Source organism: Sphingomonas glacialis (assembly GCF_014653575.1).
GTDB lineage: Bacteria > Pseudomonadota > Alphaproteobacteria > Sphingomonadales > Sphingomonadaceae > Sphingomonas > Sphingomonas glacialis.
On record NZ_BNAQ01000005.1, the window covers coordinates 286,266 to 307,585 of the forward strand.

Here is a 21,320-nt window from a genome sequence, read left to right on the forward strand (position 1 = left end):
AAAAAGCGCCGGGGCGAAAGCGCCCACGAACAGGGCAAAGCGCTTGCGGATTAAGCCGCGAATGTCAAGAAAAAGGGCATCGCCAGCCTCATCGCTTGGCGACGAGCCGCCGGAAACGCTCGATTTTGCACGCGCTGCCCGAGCGCGAGCGAATCGAGTCGCGGTCGGCGCAGACCATCCCATCCGACGTGCCCTTGACGTACAATCCCGAATAGAAATCGAGCGCCGGGCAATCGTCGTCGAACTCCGCGCGCAACCGCGTACCATCGGCGACGAGCAGATCGACACTGTCGCTGCCAGTGATGACCGCGCCTTCAATCGCTCCCATCGGCACGCATTTCGGGCCTTTTTTAGTGACCCAGCGCTGCTCGGCAAACTCCGAACGCTCCTCGGCGCGCCGCCCGAAGACGCGCGGGATGCGGATCACGATGCGCTGGTGGATCGACAATTGCGCCAGTTCGACACGGTCGAACGGCCCCATCTCGGCCGAAGCAGCCGGGGCGAGCGCAAGCAACACGGTGAGGGGAAGGACCAGGTTCGGCATTGGGGACGCGGGGTTACCCTATAGGCTTGAACAGCGGATGAATTGGCGGCGTGCGAAGGGCGGTGATAGAGGCAGCGATATGACCATGATACAGCCCAGTCCGCGCCAGACCAGCCTCATCGACGCCGTGCGTGCCGCGCTTGGCGACGCTGCGGTGACGACCGATCCGGGCGACATCGCGCCGTGGCTCGACGACTGGCGCGGACGCTATCACGGCCGCAGCCCGGCGATCCTTTCGCCCGATAGCACCGCGGCGGTCGCGACGGTCATGCGGCTCGCCGCCGAACACGGCGTCCCGCTCGTCCCGCAAGGGGGCAATACCTCGATGGTCGGCGGCGCGACGCCGCCCGCCGACGGTTCGGCGCTGATCGTCTCGCTGCGGCGGATGAACCGGATTCGCTCGATCGACCCTGCCGCCGGGCTCGCGGTCGCCGAGGCGGGCGTGATCCTCGCCAATCTCCATGCCGCGGCCGAGGCGGAGGGGATGCGCTTCCCGCTGACGCTCGGCGCACGCGGGAGCGCGACGATCGGCGGGCTCGCCTCGACCAATGCTGGCGGCACGCAAGTGCTACGCTTCGGGACGATGCGTGGGCTCGTCGCAGGCGTCGAGGCGGTGTTGCCGAACGGCGAAATCCATGACGGTCTTGCCGCGCTGAAAAAGGACAATCGCGGCTATGATCTCGATCATCTGCTGATCGGCGCCGAGGGAACGCTCGGCATCCTCACCGCGGTCACGCTCCGCCTGTATCCGGCGATCGCGCAGCGCGCCGTCGCCTGGGTCGGGCTCGCCGACCCCGAAACCGCGCTCGCCTTGCTGCGCCGGCTCGAACGGCAGACCGATACGATCGAGAGCTTCGAGATCGTCTCGGGCGATTCGCTCGCGCAAGTGCTCGCGCATATCCCGGGTACGCGCGCACCACTCGCGACCACGCATCGCTGGCACGTGTTGATCGAATCGGTCGCGACCGATCCTGCCGCCGAGTCGCCCGCGGCGCTGCTCGAGCGCCTGCTCGCCCCGGCGCTCGCCGATGGGCAAGCCGCCGATGCGACGATCGCCGCATCGGAGGCGCAGGCCGAGGCGTTCTGGCGGATTCGCGATTCGCTGTCCGAGGCCGAACGCGCCAGTGGCCCTGCGATGCAGCACGATATCTCGGTCCCCGTCGCAAGCATGCCGCGCTTCATGGTCGAGGCCGCCGCCGCCGCCGAGGCGCGCTTTCCCGGGAGCCACGCCACCGCCTTTGGCCATCTCGGCGATGGCAACGTCCATTTCCACGTCCGCGCGCCCGCCGGGGTCGACCCCGCGCGCTGGTATGCCGAGGATGCGCCGGGGGTCACGCGCTTCGTCCACGATCTTGTCGTCGCGGCGGGCGGATCGATCTCGGCCGAGCACGGCATCGGCCAGATGAAGCGCGCCGAACTCGCGCGCCTGTCCTCGCCCGCGCGCATGGCCGCGCTTCGTGCGATCAAGGCGGGACTCGATCCTTATGGGTTGATGAACCCCGATAAACTGCTCGGCCTTGCGGAAAGCCCTCCTGCACCATAGAGCCAGCGGCCATCCGGCGTAGCAAACCGCAGCGCTTTGACGTTCGATGGAGAATCCCGATGGCCAGCGCGCCGCAATCGCTTCCGCTCTTCTACAACGCGCTCGAGCCGCTTTCGAGCGAGACGCATGCCGCCTTCAAGATGCGCATGCTCGACCGCGCGACCTTCCTCGTCGGCCAGCACGCCATTCCGATCACCGTCGACGAATTCGTGATGGCGCAGCGCACGTTGCCAATCGTCTTCACCAGCGGCGACGATGCGATCCCGATCGCGCTGATGGGCCTCAACGAAGGCGTCAACGTCTTCATCGGCGACGACGGCAAGCTGACCGAAGATACGGTCTATGTCCCGGCCTATGTCCGCCGCTATCCCTTCATGCTCGCGCGGCTGCGTCCCGACGCCGAGGAACTGTCGCTCTGCTTCGATCCGACCGGCGAGGCGATCGGCGCGTTCGACGATGGCGAGGCGCTGTTCGCCGACGGCAAGCCGACCGAAGTCGTCCAGAACATCCTGGGCTTCAACGAGCAGTTCGAGCAGGCCGGCGCACGCACCGCCAACTTCATGTCCGAACTGCGCGAGATGGGCTTGCTGATGGAAGGCGAAGTCACGCTGCAGGTCGAGGGCAACGAGCAGCCGTTCATCTACCGCGGCTTCCAGATGGTCAATGAAGAGAAGCTCAACGAGCTGCGCGGCGACCAGCTGCGCAAGATCCAGAAGTCGGGCCTGCTCCCGCTGATCTACGCTCACCTCTTCTCGCTCTCGACGCTGCCGCAGATCTTCGATCGGCAGGTCAAGCTCGGCAAGGCACCGGTGCCGCAGCTCGTCAACTGATGGCGCGCAGCGCGATCGTTCGGATCGATCGCTATTCGCGCGGCGCGATCTGGTTTCATTGGATCATCGCCGCGCTGATCGGGGTCAATCTGGCGATCGGGCTGCTGCACGAATCGCTGCTCGACGGAGTCGCGGGCGCGATCCCGCTGCACAAGTCGATCGGGCTCACCGTGCTGGCGCTGACGCTGGCACGGATCTCCTGGCGGCTGACGCATCGCCCGCCGCGGCTGCCTGCGACCTTGTCGACATGGGAGCGCGCGGCGGCGCGGGCAAGCCACGTCGCCTTCTACGCGCTGCTCCTCGCGCTCCCGCTGTCGGGCTGGGCGATGGGCTCGGCGGGGCGCGAAGCGCGCTATCCGCTGCGCTGGTTCGCGCTGTTCGACGTACCCCGTCTGCCCGTCTCGGCGCAGACCGCTGCGGTCGGCGACGCGGCGCATTCGATCCTTGGATATGCGATGGCCGCGCTCGTTATCGTGCATGTCGCTGCCGCGCTGCGGCATCATTTCCTGCTGCGTAACGGCGTGCTCGCGCGGATGCTGCCGGGCGTGCGAAAGCGCGATCGCGCCGAATTCTGACGAACTGTTGCCGGCGAAACTTTTGCCCTTGAAGGCCGAAAAGCGTCAACCTATATCCCTCGTACGCGGACCCGTTTTCCCCCCTTTCGCGGGACCGCGCGGCGCCCTTTCAGGGCGCCTCCTCCCTGAACCTTGGCCACCGCGTGCTGCATTGCACGCGGTGGTTTTTTTATTCCGCAGCGAGCGCCAGCCCGGCGGTCGCTTCGTCCGCGAGCGCGTCGATGATCGCGCGGAGCAGCCGTGCGATCGCGGGCATGCCGTCGCCGGGCTGATCTCCTGCCGCATCGAGATACAGCGTCCGGTCGAATTCGATCTGCAAAGCATGGACCCCCGCACCGGGGCGGGCCTGCGTGTCGAGGATATGCCCGCCGGCATACGGCGCATTGCGCGCGACGGCATGGCCCGACGCTTTCGCCGTCTCCTCTGCCACCGCGACGAAGCGGGATGCTGCACTGCGCCCGAAGCGGTCGCCCAGCACGATTCGCGGCGCACCAGCGCCCAGCGTCGGCATCGAATGGACGTCGAGCAGAATGGCCACCCCGAAGCGGGCGCGTGCCGCCGCCAGTGCCGTTGCGAGTGCTGCGTGATACGGGCGATGATCGTCGCGGATCCGCGCCGCCACGTCATAGCCATCGAGCCGCCGCCGCCACAGTTCGCCCGCCCCCGCGACCCTCCGCGGGATCAGCCCGAGCCCGCCGCGCAGCTTGGCGGTGGCGAGCGGCTGCGACGTCCAGGTCGCGCCCTCGTCGATCATCGGATCGCGTTCCTGCTCCGAGCGGTTGAGGTCGATCCAGGCGCGTGCGCGGCGCTGGATGAACATCGTCTCGCGCGCATGCGCGGCGAGCGCGACGGCATCGATGTAGCGGTCCTCGAGCACCGTCACCGCATTTAACGGCACGCGCAGCGCGGCCTGCAGCGCCACCGGATAGTCGCGGCCGGCATGCGGCACCGACAGCACGACCGGGCTGGCGGGCGGATCGTCGCCATAGCGCTCGAACGAGGGCGGGAGGGAAGCCATGGGACAATACCTACCATAAGCCCGCGCCGATCCGGCTGGAAAATGTTAAGGCCTGTGCGCATAGGATCGCGCGGTACGGAAGCGGCGCGGCCGCGAAGCGGGATTTTGGACATGATACGCATTTTGCTCGCCGAGGATGATCGCGTGATGCGCGAATATCTGACGCGTGCGCTCGAACGCTCGGGCTATGCCGTCGCCGCGGTCGACCGCGGGACCGCAGCGATCCCGCTGCTCGAAAGCCAGCATTTCGACCTGTTGCTCACCGACATCGTGATGCCCGAGATGGACGGCATCGAACTCGCGCAGAAGGCCGCCGATCTAGCGCCCGACTTGCGCGTGATGTTCATCACCGGATTCGCCGCGGTGACGCTCAAGGCCGGCAAGACGATGCCGCAAGCGCGCGTGCTGTCGAAGCCGTTCCACCTGCGCGATCTGGTGCTCGAGGTCGACCGGATGTTCGAGCTCGAACGAATGAGCGACAATATCTGATTTTTCCGCACTGCAAGTGCTTGCGCCCGGGCAAAGGCTTCGCTATAGCCCGCCCCTCGCTAGGCACTGCCGCAGCGAAGTGGGCGTGTAGCTCAGTGGTAGAGCACTGTGTTGACATCGCAGGGGTCGCAAGTTCAATCCTTGCCACGCCCACCATTAAAAGCCCGCCAGACTCAATGAGTTGGCGGGCTTTTTTGTTGCTGGTCGCTTGAGAAGCGGGGCCGCTTGCGGTGCAGCAAAGGCATCTCGACTGCAAACGTCGTCGCCCCAACCGAGCCTTAGCGGAGCAGCACGGCGCGTCGGTTGCGACGTTGCCGGCTCCGGCGGTCGCTCAGCGGTGCCTGGGTCGCGGACCGGGATCGAGCCGCGCAGACAGGCGGCTGTCCGACGATGCATCGTTCGTTCCAGATGCGCTGTGGCGGGCACCGCATGAGGGCGACATCGACGCCACGACGCTTCCGGCGCTCGGCGCCTTGGCGCGCGCGCTGGAGGCAAACGGCAGGCTCGGCCGATGTCTGTAGTCGTCGTTATGCGCTGCGTCGCCGTGTAGGGGCGCGGAAATCGGCGGGTTTTCCAGCGATCCAGCGAAGATAGTGCCGTATATCATCACGTTCGCGCAACAGCTCCATCGAACCATAGGCCGAAGCCAGTTCACGGTTCGTCACGAAGGCATGGATGGTACGGTGGCAGATCGGATGCACTGGCACGGTCGTCGTGCCCCCCTCGCTCTTGGGAACACCGTGATGTCGCTCCACCTGGTGTCCGAGAGGCCGGCCGCATAACGCGCAGCACGCATCTTCGGGCTGTGTGGCCGTTCTTGCGGCAGCCTCCGCGAGCCCAGCTATCCGTTTCAACCGACCGCCCATGCCCGGCATATGGTGGTTCGGCGCGCACTTTCGAGGGTGCGTCCAGAGATCTGTTTGATGAGACGCTCGCATAGCCGCTCAATCGATCGTTATAGTCGCGGGCCGATGCGCGAGGGTCTAAGATGTCCGATCGATTTGCTGTCCTGCTTCAATACGCTCTGCCGAAACAGCGCCTGACCCTTCTGGCGGGTCGTATCGCCAGCGCGCGAGGTGGTGCGATGACCACACGACTGATCCGATGGTTCGTCGCCCGATACGGGGTCGACATGAGCGAAGCCCAAAATTCGGACGTCGCCAGCTATGCCAGCTTCAACGACTTTTTCTCGCGGCCCTTGCGGGCGGGCATTCGCCCTTTGGCGCAGGCTGATTTCATCTGCCCAGTCGATGGCGCGATCAGCCAAGTCGGGGCGATCGACGACCATCACATCGTGCAAGCCAAGGGACACCGGTTCACCACGACCGAACTGGTCGGCGGCGACGGCACACTGGCTGCCGAGTTCCGTCATGGCAGTTTTGCGAATCTGTATCTGTCGCCACGCGACTATCACCGGCTGCATATGCCGTGTGCCGGCAGTTTGATCCTGATGCGCCACATTCCGGGCACGCTGTTTTCCGTGAACCCCGTCACGGTACGCGGCGTGCCCAATCTGTTTGCGCGAAATGAACGTCTCGTGTGCGTGTTCGAGAGTCCGGAGCACGGCACGTTCGTGATGGTGCTCGTCGGAGCCACGATCGTCGGGAGCATCGCGACCGCATGGCACGGCACCGTCAATGCGAAGCGGACTGGCAAGCCGACGGAATGGCGCTATGCCGATCAAGCGATTGCGCTCGAGCAGGGCGAGGAAATGGGGCGCTTCCTGCTTGGCTCGACGATCGTGATGCTATTTCGGCAGGGTACGATTGCGTTTGATCAAAGCTGGATACCGGCGCGGCCGGTGCGGCTTGGTGAGCGCATGGGCGATCGCCCGATGTGACACCAGAGGCTGAACAAGCAGATTTGTCCTGTAAATCCGCTACACCCCAGATGCCCACATGGAATGGCTTGGGGCTCACCCGGCCCTGGACGTTCGCAATCGGGGCGCGCGCCGCCGTCGCGCGGGTTGCGACTTTGATCCTAGCCCCGCCGCGACATTTTTGTCGGCGCGCTGATATCGTCCGCCCAGCGCATTTTTGCGATGCGATCGCATTGCCTTGGGTGTCGTCTGCACGACTTTCTACCGTTCCCGACCTCGGTGCCGACTCGGCCGTGCGATGTGTCGGAATGGCGTTGCTCGAGTTACCTGAGTCTCGACCTGGTGGATGGCACGACGTCCCCGACCCGGAGCGCGAACTACGCCAGTGGAGGCATTTTCCGGGTTTCGTTCATCCTGCGGAAAGAAACCGTTGCAGAAATGTGACAAAATCTTGCGCTGGCAAGATTATTACGCTGCGGTGCAACATCGGCTGCAAAAGCTTGTTAAGGGCGCACCGGGCTTCCGGACACATACCCGGCACACCCCCTAAAAACGTCCGTAAATTAAGGTCATTCCACATGCGTACTCTTAAAATCGCCGCTGCCGCGTTGGCCGTGGTCGTCGCTGCGCCCGCTTTCGCCCAGGACGCGCCCGCCGCTGCGCCAGTCGAAACCGCTCCGACCGCACCCGACGGCAGCCGTGCATTCGGCATCGAGCCCTATGTCGGCGTGATGGGCGGCTGGGAACAGTTCGACAACCAGCCCAACCACGGCATCCCGCGCGCGCTCAACGCCAATGGCTCGCTGCGCAACAACTATCGCCTCGCCGGTGCGCTGGTGCAGGGCGTCGTCGGCGTCAACGTTCCGCTCGGTCCGGTGTTCGTCGGTGTTGAAGGCAACGTCATCAAGGGCGTGTCGGGCAACATCAACTGGGAATATGGCGCAGCAGGCCGCTTCGGCGTCCGCGCTGGCGACAGCGGCATGTTCTACGGCAAGGTCGGCTACCAGTGGGTCGAGTTCGACAAGTTCCCCGCCTATACGACGGGCAACCGCAACGACAAGAAGTATGACTCGATCACCTACGGCATCGGCACCGAGTTCGGTCCCAAGGACATCGGTCTCAAGGGCATCACGGGCAATGCGGGCTTCCGCATCCGTGCCGAGGTCAACACCTACAGCAACTTCAAGAGCCTGCGGCCGATGCTGGGCGTGATCACGCACTTCTAAGCCAAACTTTTTTCGGACAGCGCGAGGGGGCGGGGAGTGGCGACACTCCCCGCCCTTTTCGTGTCCGGCGCAGACCTAGGCCTAGAACTCGCTGTGGAGCCGCACGCCGACCGTCTGCGGGACGATCGGGATGATGTAGGGCCGCTGACCGCAGCTGCCGCATTCCTGGAAGCGCGCGATCTGCCCGCGCGTGTCGAACGCGTTTTGGAGGAACAGCTCGATGCTGAAACGGTTGAACTCCGCGCCGAGCGCAAAATCGGCGCTGGTAAAGGCGGCGAGCCGGCCAAGCACTGCGGCGGGATTGTAGACGTTCCCGGTCGGGTATTTCGTCGCGGTGCGGATGTCCGACGCGGCCGAGCTTTGGTGCGAGACGACGCCCTGGCCGTATACCTTGAAGCTGCCGACCGGCACCGAATAGCGCGCCGACGCGCTCCCCTTGAAGCGCGGCGTGATCGGCAGCCGCGTGCCTGCCGGCGCCGAGACGATGTTGCCATTGCCGGTGTCGGTGCAGCGATACGTCGGATCGTCGATCAGGCACAGATTCTGCCGCGTCTTGGCGTCGTTATACGCTCCCGACGCGCTGAGCGTCAGGCCCCCCAGATTGAGATTGCCGTTGAGCTCGATCCCGCGGACGCGCGCATTGGGGCCGTTGTGGATCTCGGTGAAGCTGTTTGCGCCGAGATAGGAGAATTGGAACTTGGCCCAATCCTCCTGATAGATTGCGCCGTTGATATGCGCTCTTCCGCCGAGCAGCGTGGTCTTCGCGCCGAATTCGTAATTGGTCAGATAATCGGCGGCATACGGCGCGACGTCGGCGCGCCGGTTGATCCCACCTGGCCGGAAGCCGCGCGAGACGGTCCCGTAGAGCAGCACGCCGCGCACCGGCTTCCAGCTGAGATTGGCGCGATAGGTGACGCCCTGGCCCGAGGCCTTGACCGGTTGGACCCCAAGCCCTCCGACAAAATTGCCGAGATTGGTACACGGGCTCCCGGCGACTGCGGCGGGGGCGAGCGTGGTCGATGCGCCCGCGGCGACGGCTTCGCGCAACCGCGTGCCGTTGGTGGTGAAGCACCCTGCGACGCCTGTGCGCGAGCTGCCCGCGCCGTTATACGGCGTATCCGAATAATTGCCCGAGGGGTTACGACCGAAGCCGAAGAACCCGATGAGCGAATTGTCGTAGATGAAGGCGCGCGCGCCCGCTGTCGCGGTGAGCGTCGGGGTGATGTCGAAGCTCGCCTCGCCGAACATCGCATAATCCTTGTCGACGCGGTGCTGCTGCGTCAGCCACAAGGTGCCCGGCGACCCGTTGACCGACAGCGCGGTGGCGAGCCCGGCGACGCGGTAGTCCTGGTTGATGTCGTTGCTCTGGCGTTGGTAGAACGCGCCAGCAACGATCCGGAAGCGGTCGCCCGCGGGGCTTGCGACGCGCAGCTCCTGGCTCAGTTTCTTGAAATGGTCGGTCGCCACCACGTTCTGCAGCGGGGCGATCTGCCGGCCGGCATTGTCCTTGTAATAGAAATAGCCGGCGAGGCCGCCGACCGACGAATAGAGATTGTCGTAGGCCTCGGCGTAATCGGTATAGTCGCTCGACTGCGCCGCCTTGCGGTCGAGATACGCGCCGGCATAGGTCAGGTCCCAATTGCCGACCTTGCCCTCGATCGTCAGCGCCGCCTGGACGTAGCGGTCGCGGCGATACTCGGGGAGGAAATGCTGGAGCTTGAGGTCGCCGACCTTGGGATCATAGCCATAGGCGCCGTGGCTGCGGGTATCCTGGTACATGACGGTCGGCGTCACGGTCCAATTGCTGTCGAGATCGATCTTCAGCGCGGCGCGGCCGCCGGCGATCTCGGTGTCGTTATAGTCCTTCTTGACGAAGCTGGCATTGTTGACGGTGATGCCGTCCTTCACGCAATTGCCCGCGGCGTCGAAGTTGGTGCCGCCGCAGAAGCGGCGTGTCCCCGCGACATTGTCGATATAGCCGGCGTCGCGCTGGTAGAAGCCGACGACGCGGAGCGCGATATTGTCCGCAAGCGGGATGTTGAGCATCCCCTCGGCCTTGCCGCCGAAGCCGCCCTTGCTGACGTGATTACCCTCGACATCGGCACGGCCGTAGAAATGCGAGAGATCGGGCTTGTTGGTGATGATGCGGACCGTGCCCGCCTCCGACGACGCGCCGAACAGCGTGCCCTGCGGCCCCGACAGGCTCTCGATCCGCGCGACGTCATAGATATGGACGTCGAGATTGCCGCCGACCGTCGTGACCGGCTGCTCGTCGAGATAGACGCCGACCGCGGGGAGCGAGCCCGAATGGTTGCCTTCGCCGCCCGCCGCGATGCCGCGCTGGTAGATTACGATCTGGCCGGGATTGCCGCCGGCATTGGCGGCGGGCTGGAACGAGACCGAGGGCAGTTGCTTGGCGTATTGCGCGAAGTTGGTGATGTTGAGCTGATCGAGCGCCTTGGTCGGCAGTGCCTGGACCGCGATCGGCACGCTCTGCAGCGTTTCCGAGCGCTTGGTCGCGGTGACGACGATGTCGCCGCCATCGACGACAGGCTCGGAGGGCGGCGTCCGCTCGGCTGGTGCGGTCTGCGCCAGCGCTGGGCTGACGCAGGCGACCGATGACAGCAATGCAGCGACGACGGCGCGGTGCCCAAACAGCGACATCAAATTCCCCCTTACGATGTTGCGGAGAAGCTGTTCGCGACTGCGGTATTCGTCAAGCGTGCAGCAACACGACAGCAACAATGCTGCGCAAGCGTGGCGGAATTACAACGCGTTCGGTGCTGCCGGATAGGCGTCGAGCGTCTCGCCGAGCGCCGCCGTGAGGGGGCCGAGCCACGGCTCGAACGGCTTCCACGCGTCGGTGCCCTCGCGGAAGATCGGGCGGCGCACTTGCTCCGAACTCGCCGTCCGTACCGCGCGCTCGGTTTCATGGAAGGCGAGGCAGGCCGGCTCGAACGCGAGTCCGCATGCGGTCAGCAGCGCGCGCACCGTGGACTCGGTATCGTCCACCATGTCTTCGTACAGCACGCGGTGGACGCGACCGGGGAGCACGGCATCGACATGCGCCATCAGCCGTACGTAATCGCGATAGTAACGCCCCATATCCTCGAGCCCGTAGCTGAAGCCCTGACCGCGCGCGAAATGCTGTTTGAAGTTGGAAAAGCAGCAGCCGAGCGGATGCCGCCGCGCGTCGATGATCCGCGCGTTGGGCAGGATCGCCTGGATGAAGGCAACGTGTGCCCAATTGTTGGGGAGTTTGTCGATGAAGAACGGGCGGTCGGTGCGGCGCTGGATGCGGGTGCGTGCAAGATACGCTTCGCCCGCCTCGCGCAGCCGCTCGGGCGACCAGTCGGCGAGGCCCTCGGGATATGCGGGTTCGCCGCGGGCGAGCGCGGGGATGTCGGGGAGTTCGCTCGTTCCTTCGACCTGGCTGTGGCTCGACAGGATCTGTTCGATCAGCGTCGATCCGGCGCGCGGCATGCCGAGGATGAAGATCGGGTCGGGGGCGGGGCAGCCGGAATCGGCGCGCTCGGCGAAGAAGGCGGCATCGAAGGTCGCGATGCTGCGATCGACGAAGCGCGTCGTCTCCTCGGCGTCATACGCCAGCTGCGCGCGCCGCCGCGCATTGCCAGCGGCGTAATGCGCGAACGCCGCCTCGGCCTGGCGGCGATCCTCGAACGCCTTGCCGAGCGCGAAATCGAGGTGGAAGCGGTCTTCGTCCGAGATCGCCGTCGCAGCGAGCGCCGTCTCCATCCGCGCGATGTCGGCCTCGTCGAAGCGGACCGTCTTGAGATTGGCGAGGCTCCACCACGCTTCGCCAAGACTCGGCAACAGATCGATCGCGCGGCGGTACGCGGCGATCCCGTCGGCCTGGCGCCCGACGGTCTTGAGCATATGGCCAAAGCTCATCCACACGCGCGGCTGTGCCGGGGCATCGGCAAGCACGCGCTCGTACAGCGCGATCGCCGCGTCGAAATCGCCGATCCGGCCGAACGCGGCCGCCTGGAGGTTGGCGTGGCCGGGATTGTCGGGATCCTCGACCACCACGGTGGCGAGCTCGGCGATCGCCTCGGACGGGCGGTTGAGCCGGTAGAGCACCAGCGCGAGATTGGCGCGCGCCGCGGTGAAGGCGGGCGACAGCTCGATCGCGCGGCGCAGCAACACCTCGGCATCGCGATACCGCCCGATCCGCCCGGCGAGCTCGGCGAGCATCCGCATCGCGGCGACGTCGAACGGATCGTGTTTGAGCTGCTGCTTGAGCAAAGGTTCGGCATCGGACAGCCGATTGTCGTGGAGCGCCAGTGCGGCCTCGACCAAGGCGGGCGCGTAACGCGATTGCGGGAGGGGAGGGGATGCCATGCGATCCCCTGTGTAGCGCCGCGATGCGCCCCCCGGCTAGCGGGGGACGCATTTCATCCAGCCGCGATCAGAAGGCGGCGGACAGCGAGACGACGAGCTTGCCCGACGAGATCGACGACCCGTTCTTGGTCGAGGAGAAATTGGGCAGCAGATAGGCGGCGCGGCGGCGCGAAATGTCGGTGCCGACATAAGCGAGCCCCAGCGTGACGGGCTTGAAGGTCACGTCGAGCCCGACGAGATAGTCGAGATACTTGCCCGTCGGCGTGACGCTGGTGCCGTTCGGCCCCAGCCCCGGATTGCCCCAGGAATAGCCGAGATGCGCCTTGGCGGTGACCGGCGTGGTCGGGATCCCGGCGCTGACATCGCCCCACAGATAGGTATTGTCCTGGCTCTGCCCGCGGCTCTGCGGCGTGTTCGAGAAGTTGCCGAGCGCGCGCTGCTTGGGCGCATAAGCGACGCCAGCGAGCGCGCTGACCGGCCCGAGCGTCGTCGACAGCTTGGCATAGCCTTCGCCGAAGTCGGTGAGATCGGCGCCGCCCGGATACATATACCACGTCAGCCCGACATCGACCGCGGTACCGCCGCCAAGGCTACGCTTGTAGCCGCCGTACAAATCGAGCTCCATATTGGCGCCGCCAAAGGTGCCCCAACCGGCCAGGTTGGACGCCCAGGTGCCGACATACAGGCCGCTCTTGTGCGTGGCGGAAATGCCGCCCTGGATCGCGGCTTCCTTGTCGCTCTGCGAGACGCCGCGGAAACGATAGTCCGACACGATCGCGACCGAGCCCGACAGCACGATCGGCGGTGGCGGATCGGTTTCGTCGGCGAACGCTGGCGTGGCGATAGCGGTCAGCGCTGCTGCCGCGATGGTGGAATAGATCTTCACTGGAACCCCCTGAAAACGGTCGATCGGGTCCCGCCTGCTGCCCCGACCGCCGCCGCATCTCACCGCTAGCGCTTCTCCAAACGGGAAGCGATGGGGCGGCGATCGGCCGGGACCTCATTTTTTTATGCGCGCTGTGCTGCTGCTTCCTTGCTCGATCGTAACGAACTGTTGCTCGATGCGGCAGCGCACAAAAAACCCCTCCCGGTGAGGGGAGGGGTCGGGGTGAGGCGTACCTGGGGGGTCGGTCTCGGGGGAGAGATGCCCCACCCCTATGTCCCTCCCCGAAGGGAGGATCCGCTGGCGTTACGCTGTCTGTTTGGTCAGCCGTTCGGAAGCGCCATAGACTTCGACCTGGCCACCCGCCGCACGGCGGCGTGCGAGCCATTCCTTGAGCAACTCTGCCGTCGTGTGGTCCGCCGACGAAAGCTGGCTCATGTCGAGCCGCATCGGGGCACCCTCGGGCACGGCATCGAGCGCACCCGACAGCTTGGGCAGCGTCAGGAAGGTCGCGGCACCCGCGAGATGGACGGTCTCGTGTCCGTCATTCTCGACACGCACCACCTTGAGGCGGAGGTTGCGCAGCACCGGGATCAGTTCGAGCAACGACAGCCCGATCCCGACGAGCACGCCGGTCAGCAGATCCTGCGTCACGACCAGCAGCAGCGTCACTGCCCAGATCACCACCGGCAGCAGCCCGTGATCCTTGAACAGATGCTTGGCATGGCTGAAATTGACCAGCCGCCAGCCGGTCAGCACGAGCACCGCACCGAGCGCCGCCATCGGAATCTCGCGCAGCAGCCACGGCAGCAGCGCGACGAAGCCAAGGATCCACGCACCGTGGAGGATCGTCGACAGCCGCGACGTCGCGCCCGCCTGGACGTTGGCCGAGCTGCGCACGATCACGCCCGTCATCGGCAGCGACCCGGCGAAACCGCACAGGAGGTTACCGATGCCCTGCGCGCGCAGTTCCTTGTTATAGTCGGTGCGCACGCCGTCATGCATGCGGTCGACCGCTGCTGCCGAAAGCAGCGTCTCGGCACTCGCGATGAAGGCGATGGCAAGCGCCGCGCCGATCACCGCGGGGTCAAGGAAACGCGTGAGGAAGTCGGCGCCGGGCAGGCTGATCGCGCCGGCGATGTTCTGCGGCACCGCGACGCGCGCGACATCGATACCCGAGAGCCAAGCGACGAGCGTTGCCGCGACGACGCCGAGCAACGCGCCCGGCACGAGCCGCAGCGCCTTTGGCCGGAACTTCTCCCAGCCGAGCATCACGAGCAAGGTGAAGATCGCGAGCGCGATCGCGACTTCGGTCGTGCCGATATCGCTCGACAGGCCGAACAGGCGGCCGGGGACCGCCGCGAGGTTCTTGAGGCCACTCGGGAGCGGCTTCTCATCGAACATCACGTGGAACTGACCGACCACGATCAGCACACCGATGCCCGCGAGCATGCCATGCACCACCGCGGGTGAGATCGCGCGGAACCAGCCGCCGAGACGGAAGATGCCGGCCACGACCTGGATCGCGCCGGCAAGAATGAGGATCGGTCCGAGGGCGGACAGGCCCTGATCGCGGACAAGTTCGAACACGATCACCGCGAGGCCGGCGGCGGGGCCGCTGACCTGGAGTGGCGAACCCGCGAACATGCCGACGACGAGACCACCGATGATGCCGGTGATCAGGCCCTTTTCAGGCGGCACGCCCGACGCGATCGCGATGCCCATACACAAGGGCATCGCGACCAGGAACACGACGATCGAGGCGGTGAAATCGCGCCCCATCATGCTCAGCGACGGGAGTCTCACTCTGCGGCTTCCAGATACTCGACGTCCGAAGCGCGGTGGCGCTGCGCGGCGTGGGCGACCGGAAGCGGCTCATCCGCCTGGATCTGCGCGAAGCGACCCGTTGCGCCGTCGAGCGCGTACATCGCGCCGGCGCCGATGTCGAAGAACCAGCCGTGCAGCGAAATCTCGCCGCGCGCGATACCCGCGGCGACCGAGGGATGCGTGCGCAGATGCTGGAGCTGGACGACGACGTTCTCGAGCGCTGCGGCGCGGACGCCTTCCTCGTTGGTCAGCTCGGGATAGCCCTGGCGCACGACGCATTCGGCGGCGTGGCTGTGGCGCAGCCAGGCGGCGACATTGGGCATGCCGTTCAGCATCTCGGGGTTCATCAGCGCCTTCATCGCGCCGCAGTCCGAATGGCCGCAAATGATGATGTCGCGCACGCCGAGCGCCGACACCGCATATTCGACGGTCGACGACACGCCGCCCATTTGCGACGACGACGGCGGGACGATGTTGCCGGCGTTGCGGCAGACGAACAGATCGCCCGGCTCGGCCTGCATGATATGTTCGGGGACGACGCGCGAGTCGGCGCACGAGATCATCAGGGCCTTGGGGCTCTGGCCGTGCTGCGCGAGCTTTGCATAAAGAGCGCTCTGGTCGGGAAAGACGGCTTTCTCGAAACTGAGGACGCGTCCGATGAGGTCGTTCATGACTCTGCTCCTTGAGGTGCCCGTGGGGGAACGGGGTCAGGAAAGCATTTAGCCGGCGTGTTTTGCTGCGACGCGGCGGGTCCGTTACGAATGATTGCTCTGGCGCAGGCGACCCATTCTCCGTCACCCCGGCCTTGTGCCGGGGGCCACCGGGACACGCGCGCTGTCAGCCGCAAGGTGCGCGGCACGGTGGGCCCCGGCACAAGGCCGGGGTGACGGTTGGGTCTAAGAAACCGCCGGCAGCGCGATCTCCGCGCGCAACCCGCCCTCGGGCCGGTTCGACAGGCTCAGCGTCCCCTCATGCTCCGCCACCACGCGCGCCACGATCGACAGGCCGAGCCCGAGCCCGATCGTGTCGCGCGCGCGCGCCGTGTCGAGCCGCACGAAGGGCTCGAGCACGCGCGCCAGCGATGCCGCCGGAATGCCGGGTCCGTCATCCTCGATCCGAATCACCACGCGGTCTCCGTCGCGCAGCAGCGTCAGGAAGACGCGCTCGCCGTAATGCAGCGCATTCTCGACGAGGTTGACGATCGCGCGCTTGAGTGTGACGGGGCGCACCGACAGTTCGAGATGGTCGGGGCCGGTGTACACCGCCTCGCGCCCGCGATCGCTGACGTCGTCGCACACCGTTTCGCACAGCACCGCGAGGTCGATCGCGACGCGCGGCTCGCTCTCGCCCTCGCCACCGAGATAGGCGAGCAGCGAGGCGACCATCGCGTCCATTTCGAGCACATCGGCCTCGACCGCATCGCGCAACGCCTCGTCCGAGATCGCATCGGCGCGCATCCGCAGCCGCGCGAGCGGGGTGCGCAGATCGTGCCCGACCGCGGCAAGCGCCTGTGTCCGGTCGGCGATCAGCTGATAGATTCGCGCGTGCATCCGGTTGAACGCGCCGATCACGCGGCGCACTTCGCTCGGGCCGGCCTCGGGCACCGCTTCGTCGCGGTCGCTCCCGCTGCCGACCGCGTCGGCGGCGAGCGCAAGACGGCGCAAGGGGAGCAGTGTGCGGCGGATGAACAGACCGCCCATCAGCAGCAAGGCGCCCGCCGGGATCATCGCGAGGATGATGCGTTCGCTTGAGAGATTGGCCTGGTGGATCGGCTGGCGCGTGTGGAAGCGCATCCAGCTGCGGTCGGCGAGCGTCACGCCGCCCGCGGTCACCGCATTGCGCCCGGGCGAGGCGAGGTTGAGCCGCAGATCGGCATGCGCGAGATCGGGCTCCCAGCCGATCACCTGGCGGTACATCCGGTCGAGCGACGGCGCGAGCGGCGGTGGCGGGGCGAGCGCTGGCGCCCACTCGATTTCGTAGCGGCTGGTGGTCAGCTCGCGCGCCAGCAGCGGGCGTGCGGCGGGTACCTGCTCGTCGAGCAATTTGCGCGCGATGACGAGATGCTCGGCAAGCCGCCGCGCCTCGTCGTCGCGCACCGAGAATTGGCTCGCGCGTTCGTAGAGCACCGTCGACACGCCGAATTCGAGGATCATCGCGAGCAGGAGGATCGCGAAGATCTGGCCGATCAGGCCGGCCGGTGTGTGGAGGTGCCGGCGCAGCGCCGCGCTCAATCGCGCGTCACGGGGGCGCTGAACATATAACCGATGCCACGCACCGTCGCGATCGGCGCATCGACCCCGGTGCTCGACAGCTTGCGCCGCAAGCGGCTGACGAGCACGTCGATGCTGCGATCCGAACTGTCGCCGAGCCGGGTGCGCGAGAGCTCGATCAGCCGCTCGCGCGCGATCACGCGGCCGCTATGGTCGCACAGCGTGACGAGCAGGTCGAACTCGGCGCCGGTCAGATCGACCAGCGCACCCGTCGGCGACAGCAGCTCGCGACGTGGCAGATTAACCGACCAGCCGTCGAACCTCAGCATCCCATTGTCGCGCGGCGTCGCTTGTCGCTCGACACCACCGCGGCGGAGCACCGCGCGGACGCGCGCGAGCAATTCGCGCGTGCCGAACGGCTTGGCGATGTAATCGTCGGCGCCGAGCTCGAGCCCGATGACGCGGTCGGTCTCCGATCCCTTGGCCGAGACGAAGATGATCGGCACGTCGCTCTTCTGGCGGATCGCGCGGCACAGATCGATCCCGCTCGTCCCCGGCAGCATGATGTCGAGCAGCACCAGATCGACCGGCCCCTGGTCGATCGCCAGCCACATTTCGGGCGCGGTCGAGGCGGGGCGGACGGTGTAGCCGTTTTCCTGCAGCGCGCGCGTCGTCAGCATGCGCAGATGCGGGTCGTCCTCGACCAGGACGATGGTCGGCATGAGCGGGGTGGGGTCGGTTACAGACATTGCTGCAGTGAGGTAGGCGAGGGCTGGAGGGGGGTCAAATCCGGCGTGGCAGCCGATTGTGCCAGAAACACTTTGTCATCGCGGCGAACGGCGCGAGCAAGGTTGCGCGCGTATCTGGGTGTCAGTGTCCCTTCGAGGAGATCTCCCATGTTCCGCACCATTCTCGCCGCCGCGCTCATCGCCCCCGCTCTCATTGCAACGCCCGCGCTCGCCAATCGCCTGGCGCACAGCCCGCAGCAAGTCAGCGACGCGCTCAAGCAGGGTTGCACCGTCCATCACGTGCATACCCCGGCCGGCAAGACCGTCCAGTCGCCCGCGCTTGTCCGTTGCGACGATCGCAGCGCGGTTGCTGCCACCAAGGCGGCACCGGCCGCCAAGACCGTGCTCGCCGCGGCCAATTGATGCGACCGGGCCCGCCGCCAGGAGGGCCGGTCATGCAAGCCACCAAGGCCTCGCGCAGACGAGTGCCACTGGCAGAGGATGCAAACCGCTCGGGCGCGTTCAGCGCCCGAGCCGCGTGATCGTTTCGTCGAGGCGCGCTACGGCCACGCCCATCTTGCGGACGATCATCACGTTTTGCGCGACCGTCCCGCCCGGTTGAAGCGCGAGAAACTGCTCCGCCTGCAACCCGCCTTTCATCGCGAAGCGCAAGTGCAGCACAGAGCCGTCGACACGCCCGTCGACCGGGCCGACCGCGTCGCTGAGCGTCCCCGTATAGCGTTCGGTGCCGACCGGATGCAGCACCCATTGGCGCTGCGTCGCGGGCTTGCCTTGCCGCCGAACCGTCTGATCGAGCACGATACTGCCATCGTCGGTGACGCGGCCATTGCCCTCGACCAGCGTGGTGGCAGGCAGGTGCAGCGCGATCTTGAGCACGCCCTTGCCTTCGCTGCGCCCCGCAAAGAACGCCACCGCATCGAAGCGCGGCGCCGGTGCGCTTGCGACATGCGTCGTCGACACGCAGCCGCCGAGAGCGAGGCCGGCGATCAGCGCACCGAGCGGTGCGATGCCATGCCGCCGGGCTCGATCGAAAGTGGTCATGCGTGTCGCCCTTTCAACGCGGCGCAGGACAAGGCGTCCACGGCGCTACGCCCGCGACAACGGACGAAACGCGCATTGGCTCTCTAAATTCTAGTTCAGTCGCGCGGTTGGGCGGCAAACGAGCGACACCGCGCTCCCCTGGTCGGCGAATTGCAGCGTGAAGCCGTGCAAATCGACGATCGCCTTGACGAGGCTGAGGCCGAGTCCAGCCCCCTCGCACTCATGCCGCCCGCGATAGAAACGCTGCGTGACGAGCGCGCGCTCGGCCGGCGCGACGCCCGCGCCGTCATCGGCGACGGTGATCACCGCGGCCTCGCCCTCGCGGCGGAGCGTGACGCGGACGGTGCCGCCGGCAGGGCCGAACTTCATCGCATTGTCGATCAGATTGGACACCGCTTCGATCAGCAAGCTCGCATCGCCCTCGACTGCGCGCGCGGGCTCGATCGCGCACTCGAGCGTGATACCGCGATCCTCGGCGGTCGGCGTGTGAAGTTCGCACGCGTCGCCGACGAGGTGCGCGAGGTCGATCGTCGCGAAGCGGCTGCGACGTGCAGTGTTCTCGAGCTCGCGGACGCGCAGCAGTGCCGCGACGATGCCGAGCAGCGTGTCGATCTCGGCGAGCGCGGCCTCGGCCACTTGCTCGAACGCGGGGCGATCGCCCGCCTCGCGCAAGCCGCGCTCGATCCGCGCGCGCAGTCGCGTGAGCGGCGTGCGAAGCTGGTGCGCGATGTCGTCGCCGATGACGCGCACATCGGAGACGAGCACCTGCAATCGGTCGAGCATCGTGTTGATGTGCGCGCACAGCAGCTCGAAACTGTCGGGCCGTGCGCCGACCGCAAGCCGCACGTCGAGATCGCCTGCGACGATCGCTTCGGTCAATTCCCGCACGCTGTCGACTTGGCGCGCGGCACGGCGGCCCGCGATCAATCCGACGCCGACTGCGAGCACCAGCCCGAGTGCGAGCCCGATGATCAGCGATCGCTCGACGACGCGGAGCGCCTCTTCGGCTTCATCGAGGTCGATCCCGGTGAGCAGCAGATCACCATCGGGCATTGCGCACAGCGCGAGCCGCGCGACGTCGCTGGTCTTGCCGGGCAGTTGCGTCGGCACCACCGTCGCGATCGTCGAGCCGCGACCGACGATGACCCCCGGCGGGATCGCGGCGACATTGCCGTCGAGCAGCCGCCGGTCCGCGTCGAACAAAGCGAGGAAGCGATCGCGGTGGATGTCCTCGGCGATCATCCGGCGCAAGGCGGCATGGCGTTCGGGATCGTGCAGCGCGCCGACCGTCCGGCAATCGGCCTGGAACGCGGCCTCGGCCGAATGGCGGTGGCTGTTCGAGGCAAGTAGCCAGAACAGCCCCGACAGCACCACCGACTGGACGATGAGCAACACCGCGATCGCACCGCCCCAGCGCCACGTCGCACGCACGCGCGGGTCAGCCAGGAACATCGAAGATATATCCTTGTCCGCGAACGTTGCGGATGAGCTGCGGCTCGCCCTCGGCATCGACTTTGCGCCGCAGCCGGCCGATATGGACATCGACCACGTTGCTGTTGGGCTCGAACGTGTAGCCCCATACATCCTGCAACAACATCGAGCGCGTCACGATCCGACCCGGGCGCCGCACCAGATAGTCGAGCAGCTTTAATTCGCGCGGGAGCAGTTCGAGCGCGCGACCGGCGCGCGTGGCGACGCCGGCGAGCAAGTCGAGATCGAGCGGCCCGGCAATCAGCCGCGTATCGCGCGTCTCGTTGGGGCGGCGCAGCAGCGCCTCGACGCGGGCGATCAGCTCGACCAGCGCGAAGGGCTTGGGCAGATAGTCGTCGCCGCCCGCGCGCAACCCGCGCACGCGATCGTCGAGGCTGCCGAGTGCGCTGAGCACGAGTGCCGGCGTCCGGCGACCGCTCCGGCGGAGCTCGGCGATGAGTTCGAGCCCGTCGCCATCGGGCAACTGGCGGTCGACGATCAGCAAGTCGATCGCCTCCTCGTGCGCTGCAGCCAACCCTTCGGATACGAGGAGCCGGTGCGTCACCGCATAGCCGTTCGCCACGAGCTCGAGCGTTATCTCGGTCGCGGTGCCGATATCGTCTTCGAGGAGAAGGATGCGAGTCACGCACGCGTGTTCGGCGCGGGGGGTGGCGGGCGTCAACTGAATTGCGGTTCAGACTCCGCGCTGTGATGCCGGACTCGCTGCCGGCGGG

At 66.6% G+C, this 21,320-nt stretch carries 20 protein-coding genes and 1 tRNA gene; 8 read left to right on the forward strand and 13 right to left on the reverse strand.

Annotated elements, in window-relative coordinates; genetic code table 11:
- Window positions 1-88: 88 nt before the first annotated feature.
- A complete protein-coding gene (locus IE187_RS16740; RefSeq protein ID WP_229839459.1) occupies window positions 89-544 on the reverse strand; it encodes a hypothetical protein in 456 nt (151 codons plus the stop codon).
- A gap of 85 nt (window positions 545-629) precedes the next feature.
- Between IE187_RS16740 and IE187_RS16745 the strand changes: the two genes are divergently transcribed.
- Genes IE187_RS16745 through IE187_RS16755 form a run of 3 tightly spaced genes read left to right on the forward strand, consistent with a single transcriptional unit; the run spans window position 630 to window position 3,492 of the window.
- Window positions 630-2,087: an FAD-binding oxidoreductase gene (locus IE187_RS16745; protein WP_438810935.1), complete on the forward strand. Its 1,458-nt coding sequence runs from the start codon at window positions 630-632 to the stop codon at window positions 2,085-2,087.
- Window positions 2,088-2,146: 59 nt separating this feature from the next.
- Window positions 2,147-2,917 (forward strand): SapC family protein, encoded by a 771-nt coding sequence (locus tag IE187_RS16750; protein ID WP_133190192.1) that lies wholly within the window; start codon window positions 2,147-2,149, stop codon window positions 2,915-2,917.
- Window positions 2,917-3,492 (forward strand): cytochrome b, encoded by a 576-nt coding sequence (locus tag IE187_RS16755; protein WP_189677163.1) that lies wholly within the window; start codon window positions 2,917-2,919, stop codon window positions 3,490-3,492. The genes IE187_RS16750 and IE187_RS16755 overlap by 1 nt, the downstream gene beginning before the upstream one ends.
- A gap of 169 nt (window positions 3,493-3,661) precedes the next feature.
- On the opposite strand, the gene IE187_RS16760 is transcribed toward IE187_RS16755, so the two are convergent.
- Window positions 3,662-4,510, reverse strand: coding sequence for an N-formylglutamate amidohydrolase (locus tag IE187_RS16760; RefSeq protein WP_189677164.1), 849 nt, complete (start codon window positions 4,508-4,510; stop codon window positions 3,662-3,664).
- A 111-nt stretch (window positions 4,511-4,621) separates the two neighbouring features.
- Here IE187_RS16760 and cpdR point away from each other — a divergent pair, with 111 nt between their 5' ends.
- Both cpdR and IE187_RS16770 read left to right on the forward strand, forming a co-directional pair.
- Complete coding sequence (cpdR, locus tag IE187_RS16765; protein ID WP_133190186.1) at window positions 4,622-4,999, forward strand: cell cycle two-component system response regulator CpdR; 378 nt, start codon at window positions 4,622-4,624, stop codon at window positions 4,997-4,999.
- Window positions 5,000-5,080: 81 nt separating this feature from the next.
- Window positions 5,081-5,155, forward strand: a tRNA-Val gene (locus tag IE187_RS16770).
- A 371-nt stretch (window positions 5,156-5,526) separates the two neighbouring features.
- Here the strand turns inward: IE187_RS16770 and IE187_RS21825 are convergent.
- Window positions 5,527-5,865, reverse strand: coding sequence for an HNH endonuclease signature motif containing protein (locus IE187_RS21825; protein WP_416194508.1), 339 nt, complete (start codon window positions 5,863-5,865; stop codon window positions 5,527-5,529).
- A 122-nt stretch (window positions 5,866-5,987) separates the two neighbouring features.
- On the opposite strand from IE187_RS21825, the gene asd reads away from it, so the two are divergent.
- Together asd and IE187_RS16780 are read left to right on the forward strand one after the other, a co-directional pair.
- Entirely contained in the window at window positions 5,988-6,839 is an 852-nt protein-coding gene (asd, locus tag IE187_RS16775; protein ID WP_189677165.1) for an archaetidylserine decarboxylase, read from the forward strand.
- A 557-nt stretch (window positions 6,840-7,396) separates the two neighbouring features.
- Window positions 7,397-8,044 carry an outer membrane protein gene (locus IE187_RS16780; RefSeq protein ID WP_133190182.1) on the forward strand — a complete coding sequence of 216 codons (648 nt, stop codon included), beginning with the start codon at window positions 7,397-7,399 and terminating at the stop codon, window positions 8,042-8,044.
- An 81-nt stretch (window positions 8,045-8,125) separates the two neighbouring features.
- On the opposite strand, the gene IE187_RS16785 is transcribed toward IE187_RS16780, so the two are convergent.
- The 7 genes from IE187_RS16785 to IE187_RS16815 form a co-directional block, all read right to left on the reverse strand.
- A complete protein-coding gene (locus IE187_RS16785) occupies window positions 8,126-10,708 on the reverse strand; it encodes a TonB-dependent receptor (RefSeq protein ID WP_189677166.1) in 2,583 nt (860 codons plus the stop codon).
- Window positions 10,709-10,810: 102 nt separating this feature from the next.
- Window positions 10,811-12,406 carry a tetratricopeptide repeat-containing sulfotransferase family protein gene (locus IE187_RS16790; RefSeq protein ID WP_189677167.1) on the reverse strand — a complete coding sequence of 532 codons (1,596 nt, stop codon included), beginning with the start codon at window positions 12,404-12,406 and terminating at the stop codon, window positions 10,811-10,813.
- Between the two features lie 67 nt (window positions 12,407-12,473).
- Window positions 12,474-13,292: a TorF family putative porin gene (locus IE187_RS16795; protein WP_438810934.1), complete on the reverse strand. Its 819-nt coding sequence runs from the start codon at window positions 13,290-13,292 to the stop codon at window positions 12,474-12,476.
- A gap of 303 nt (window positions 13,293-13,595) precedes the next feature.
- Entirely contained in the window at window positions 13,596-15,074 is a 1,479-nt protein-coding gene (locus tag IE187_RS16800) for a SulP family inorganic anion transporter (RefSeq protein ID WP_165954579.1), read from the reverse strand.
- Window positions 15,075-15,091: 17 nt separating this feature from the next.
- Window positions 15,092-15,787 carry a carbonic anhydrase gene (locus tag IE187_RS16805; RefSeq protein WP_133190174.1) on the reverse strand — a complete coding sequence of 232 codons (696 nt, stop codon included), beginning with the start codon at window positions 15,785-15,787 and terminating at the stop codon, window positions 15,092-15,094.
- Between the two features lie 225 nt (window positions 15,788-16,012).
- Entirely contained in the window at window positions 16,013-17,347 is a 1,335-nt protein-coding gene (locus IE187_RS16810; protein ID WP_189677168.1) for an ATP-binding protein, read from the reverse strand.
- Complete coding sequence (locus IE187_RS16815; protein ID WP_133190172.1) at window positions 17,344-18,048, reverse strand: response regulator transcription factor; 705 nt, start codon at window positions 18,046-18,048, stop codon at window positions 17,344-17,346. Before IE187_RS16815 ends, IE187_RS16810 begins: the two co-directional genes overlap by 4 nt.
- Before the next feature lie 174 nt (window positions 18,049-18,222).
- On the opposite strand from IE187_RS16815, the gene IE187_RS16820 reads away from it, so the two are divergent.
- Window positions 18,223-18,477 carry a hypothetical protein gene (locus IE187_RS16820; RefSeq protein ID WP_189677169.1) on the forward strand — a complete coding sequence of 85 codons (255 nt, stop codon included), beginning with the start codon at window positions 18,223-18,225 and terminating at the stop codon, window positions 18,475-18,477.
- Between the two features lie 99 nt (window positions 18,478-18,576).
- Here IE187_RS16820 and IE187_RS16825 read toward each other — a convergent pair whose 3' ends face one another.
- From IE187_RS16825 to IE187_RS16835, 3 genes are all read right to left on the reverse strand, one after another.
- Window positions 18,577-19,116, reverse strand: coding sequence for a DUF3833 family protein (locus IE187_RS16825; protein WP_189677170.1), 540 nt, complete (start codon window positions 19,114-19,116; stop codon window positions 18,577-18,579).
- Between the two features lie 90 nt (window positions 19,117-19,206).
- Window positions 19,207-20,568, reverse strand: a complete 1,362-nt coding sequence (locus tag IE187_RS16830) for a sensor histidine kinase (protein WP_189677171.1) — start codon at window positions 20,566-20,568, stop codon at window positions 19,207-19,209.
- Window positions 20,555-21,232: a response regulator transcription factor gene (locus IE187_RS16835; protein ID WP_189677172.1), complete on the reverse strand. Its 678-nt coding sequence runs from the start codon at window positions 21,230-21,232 to the stop codon at window positions 20,555-20,557. Before IE187_RS16835 ends, IE187_RS16830 begins: the two co-directional genes overlap by 14 nt.
- Between the last annotated feature and the right edge of the window lie 88 nt (window positions 21,233-21,320).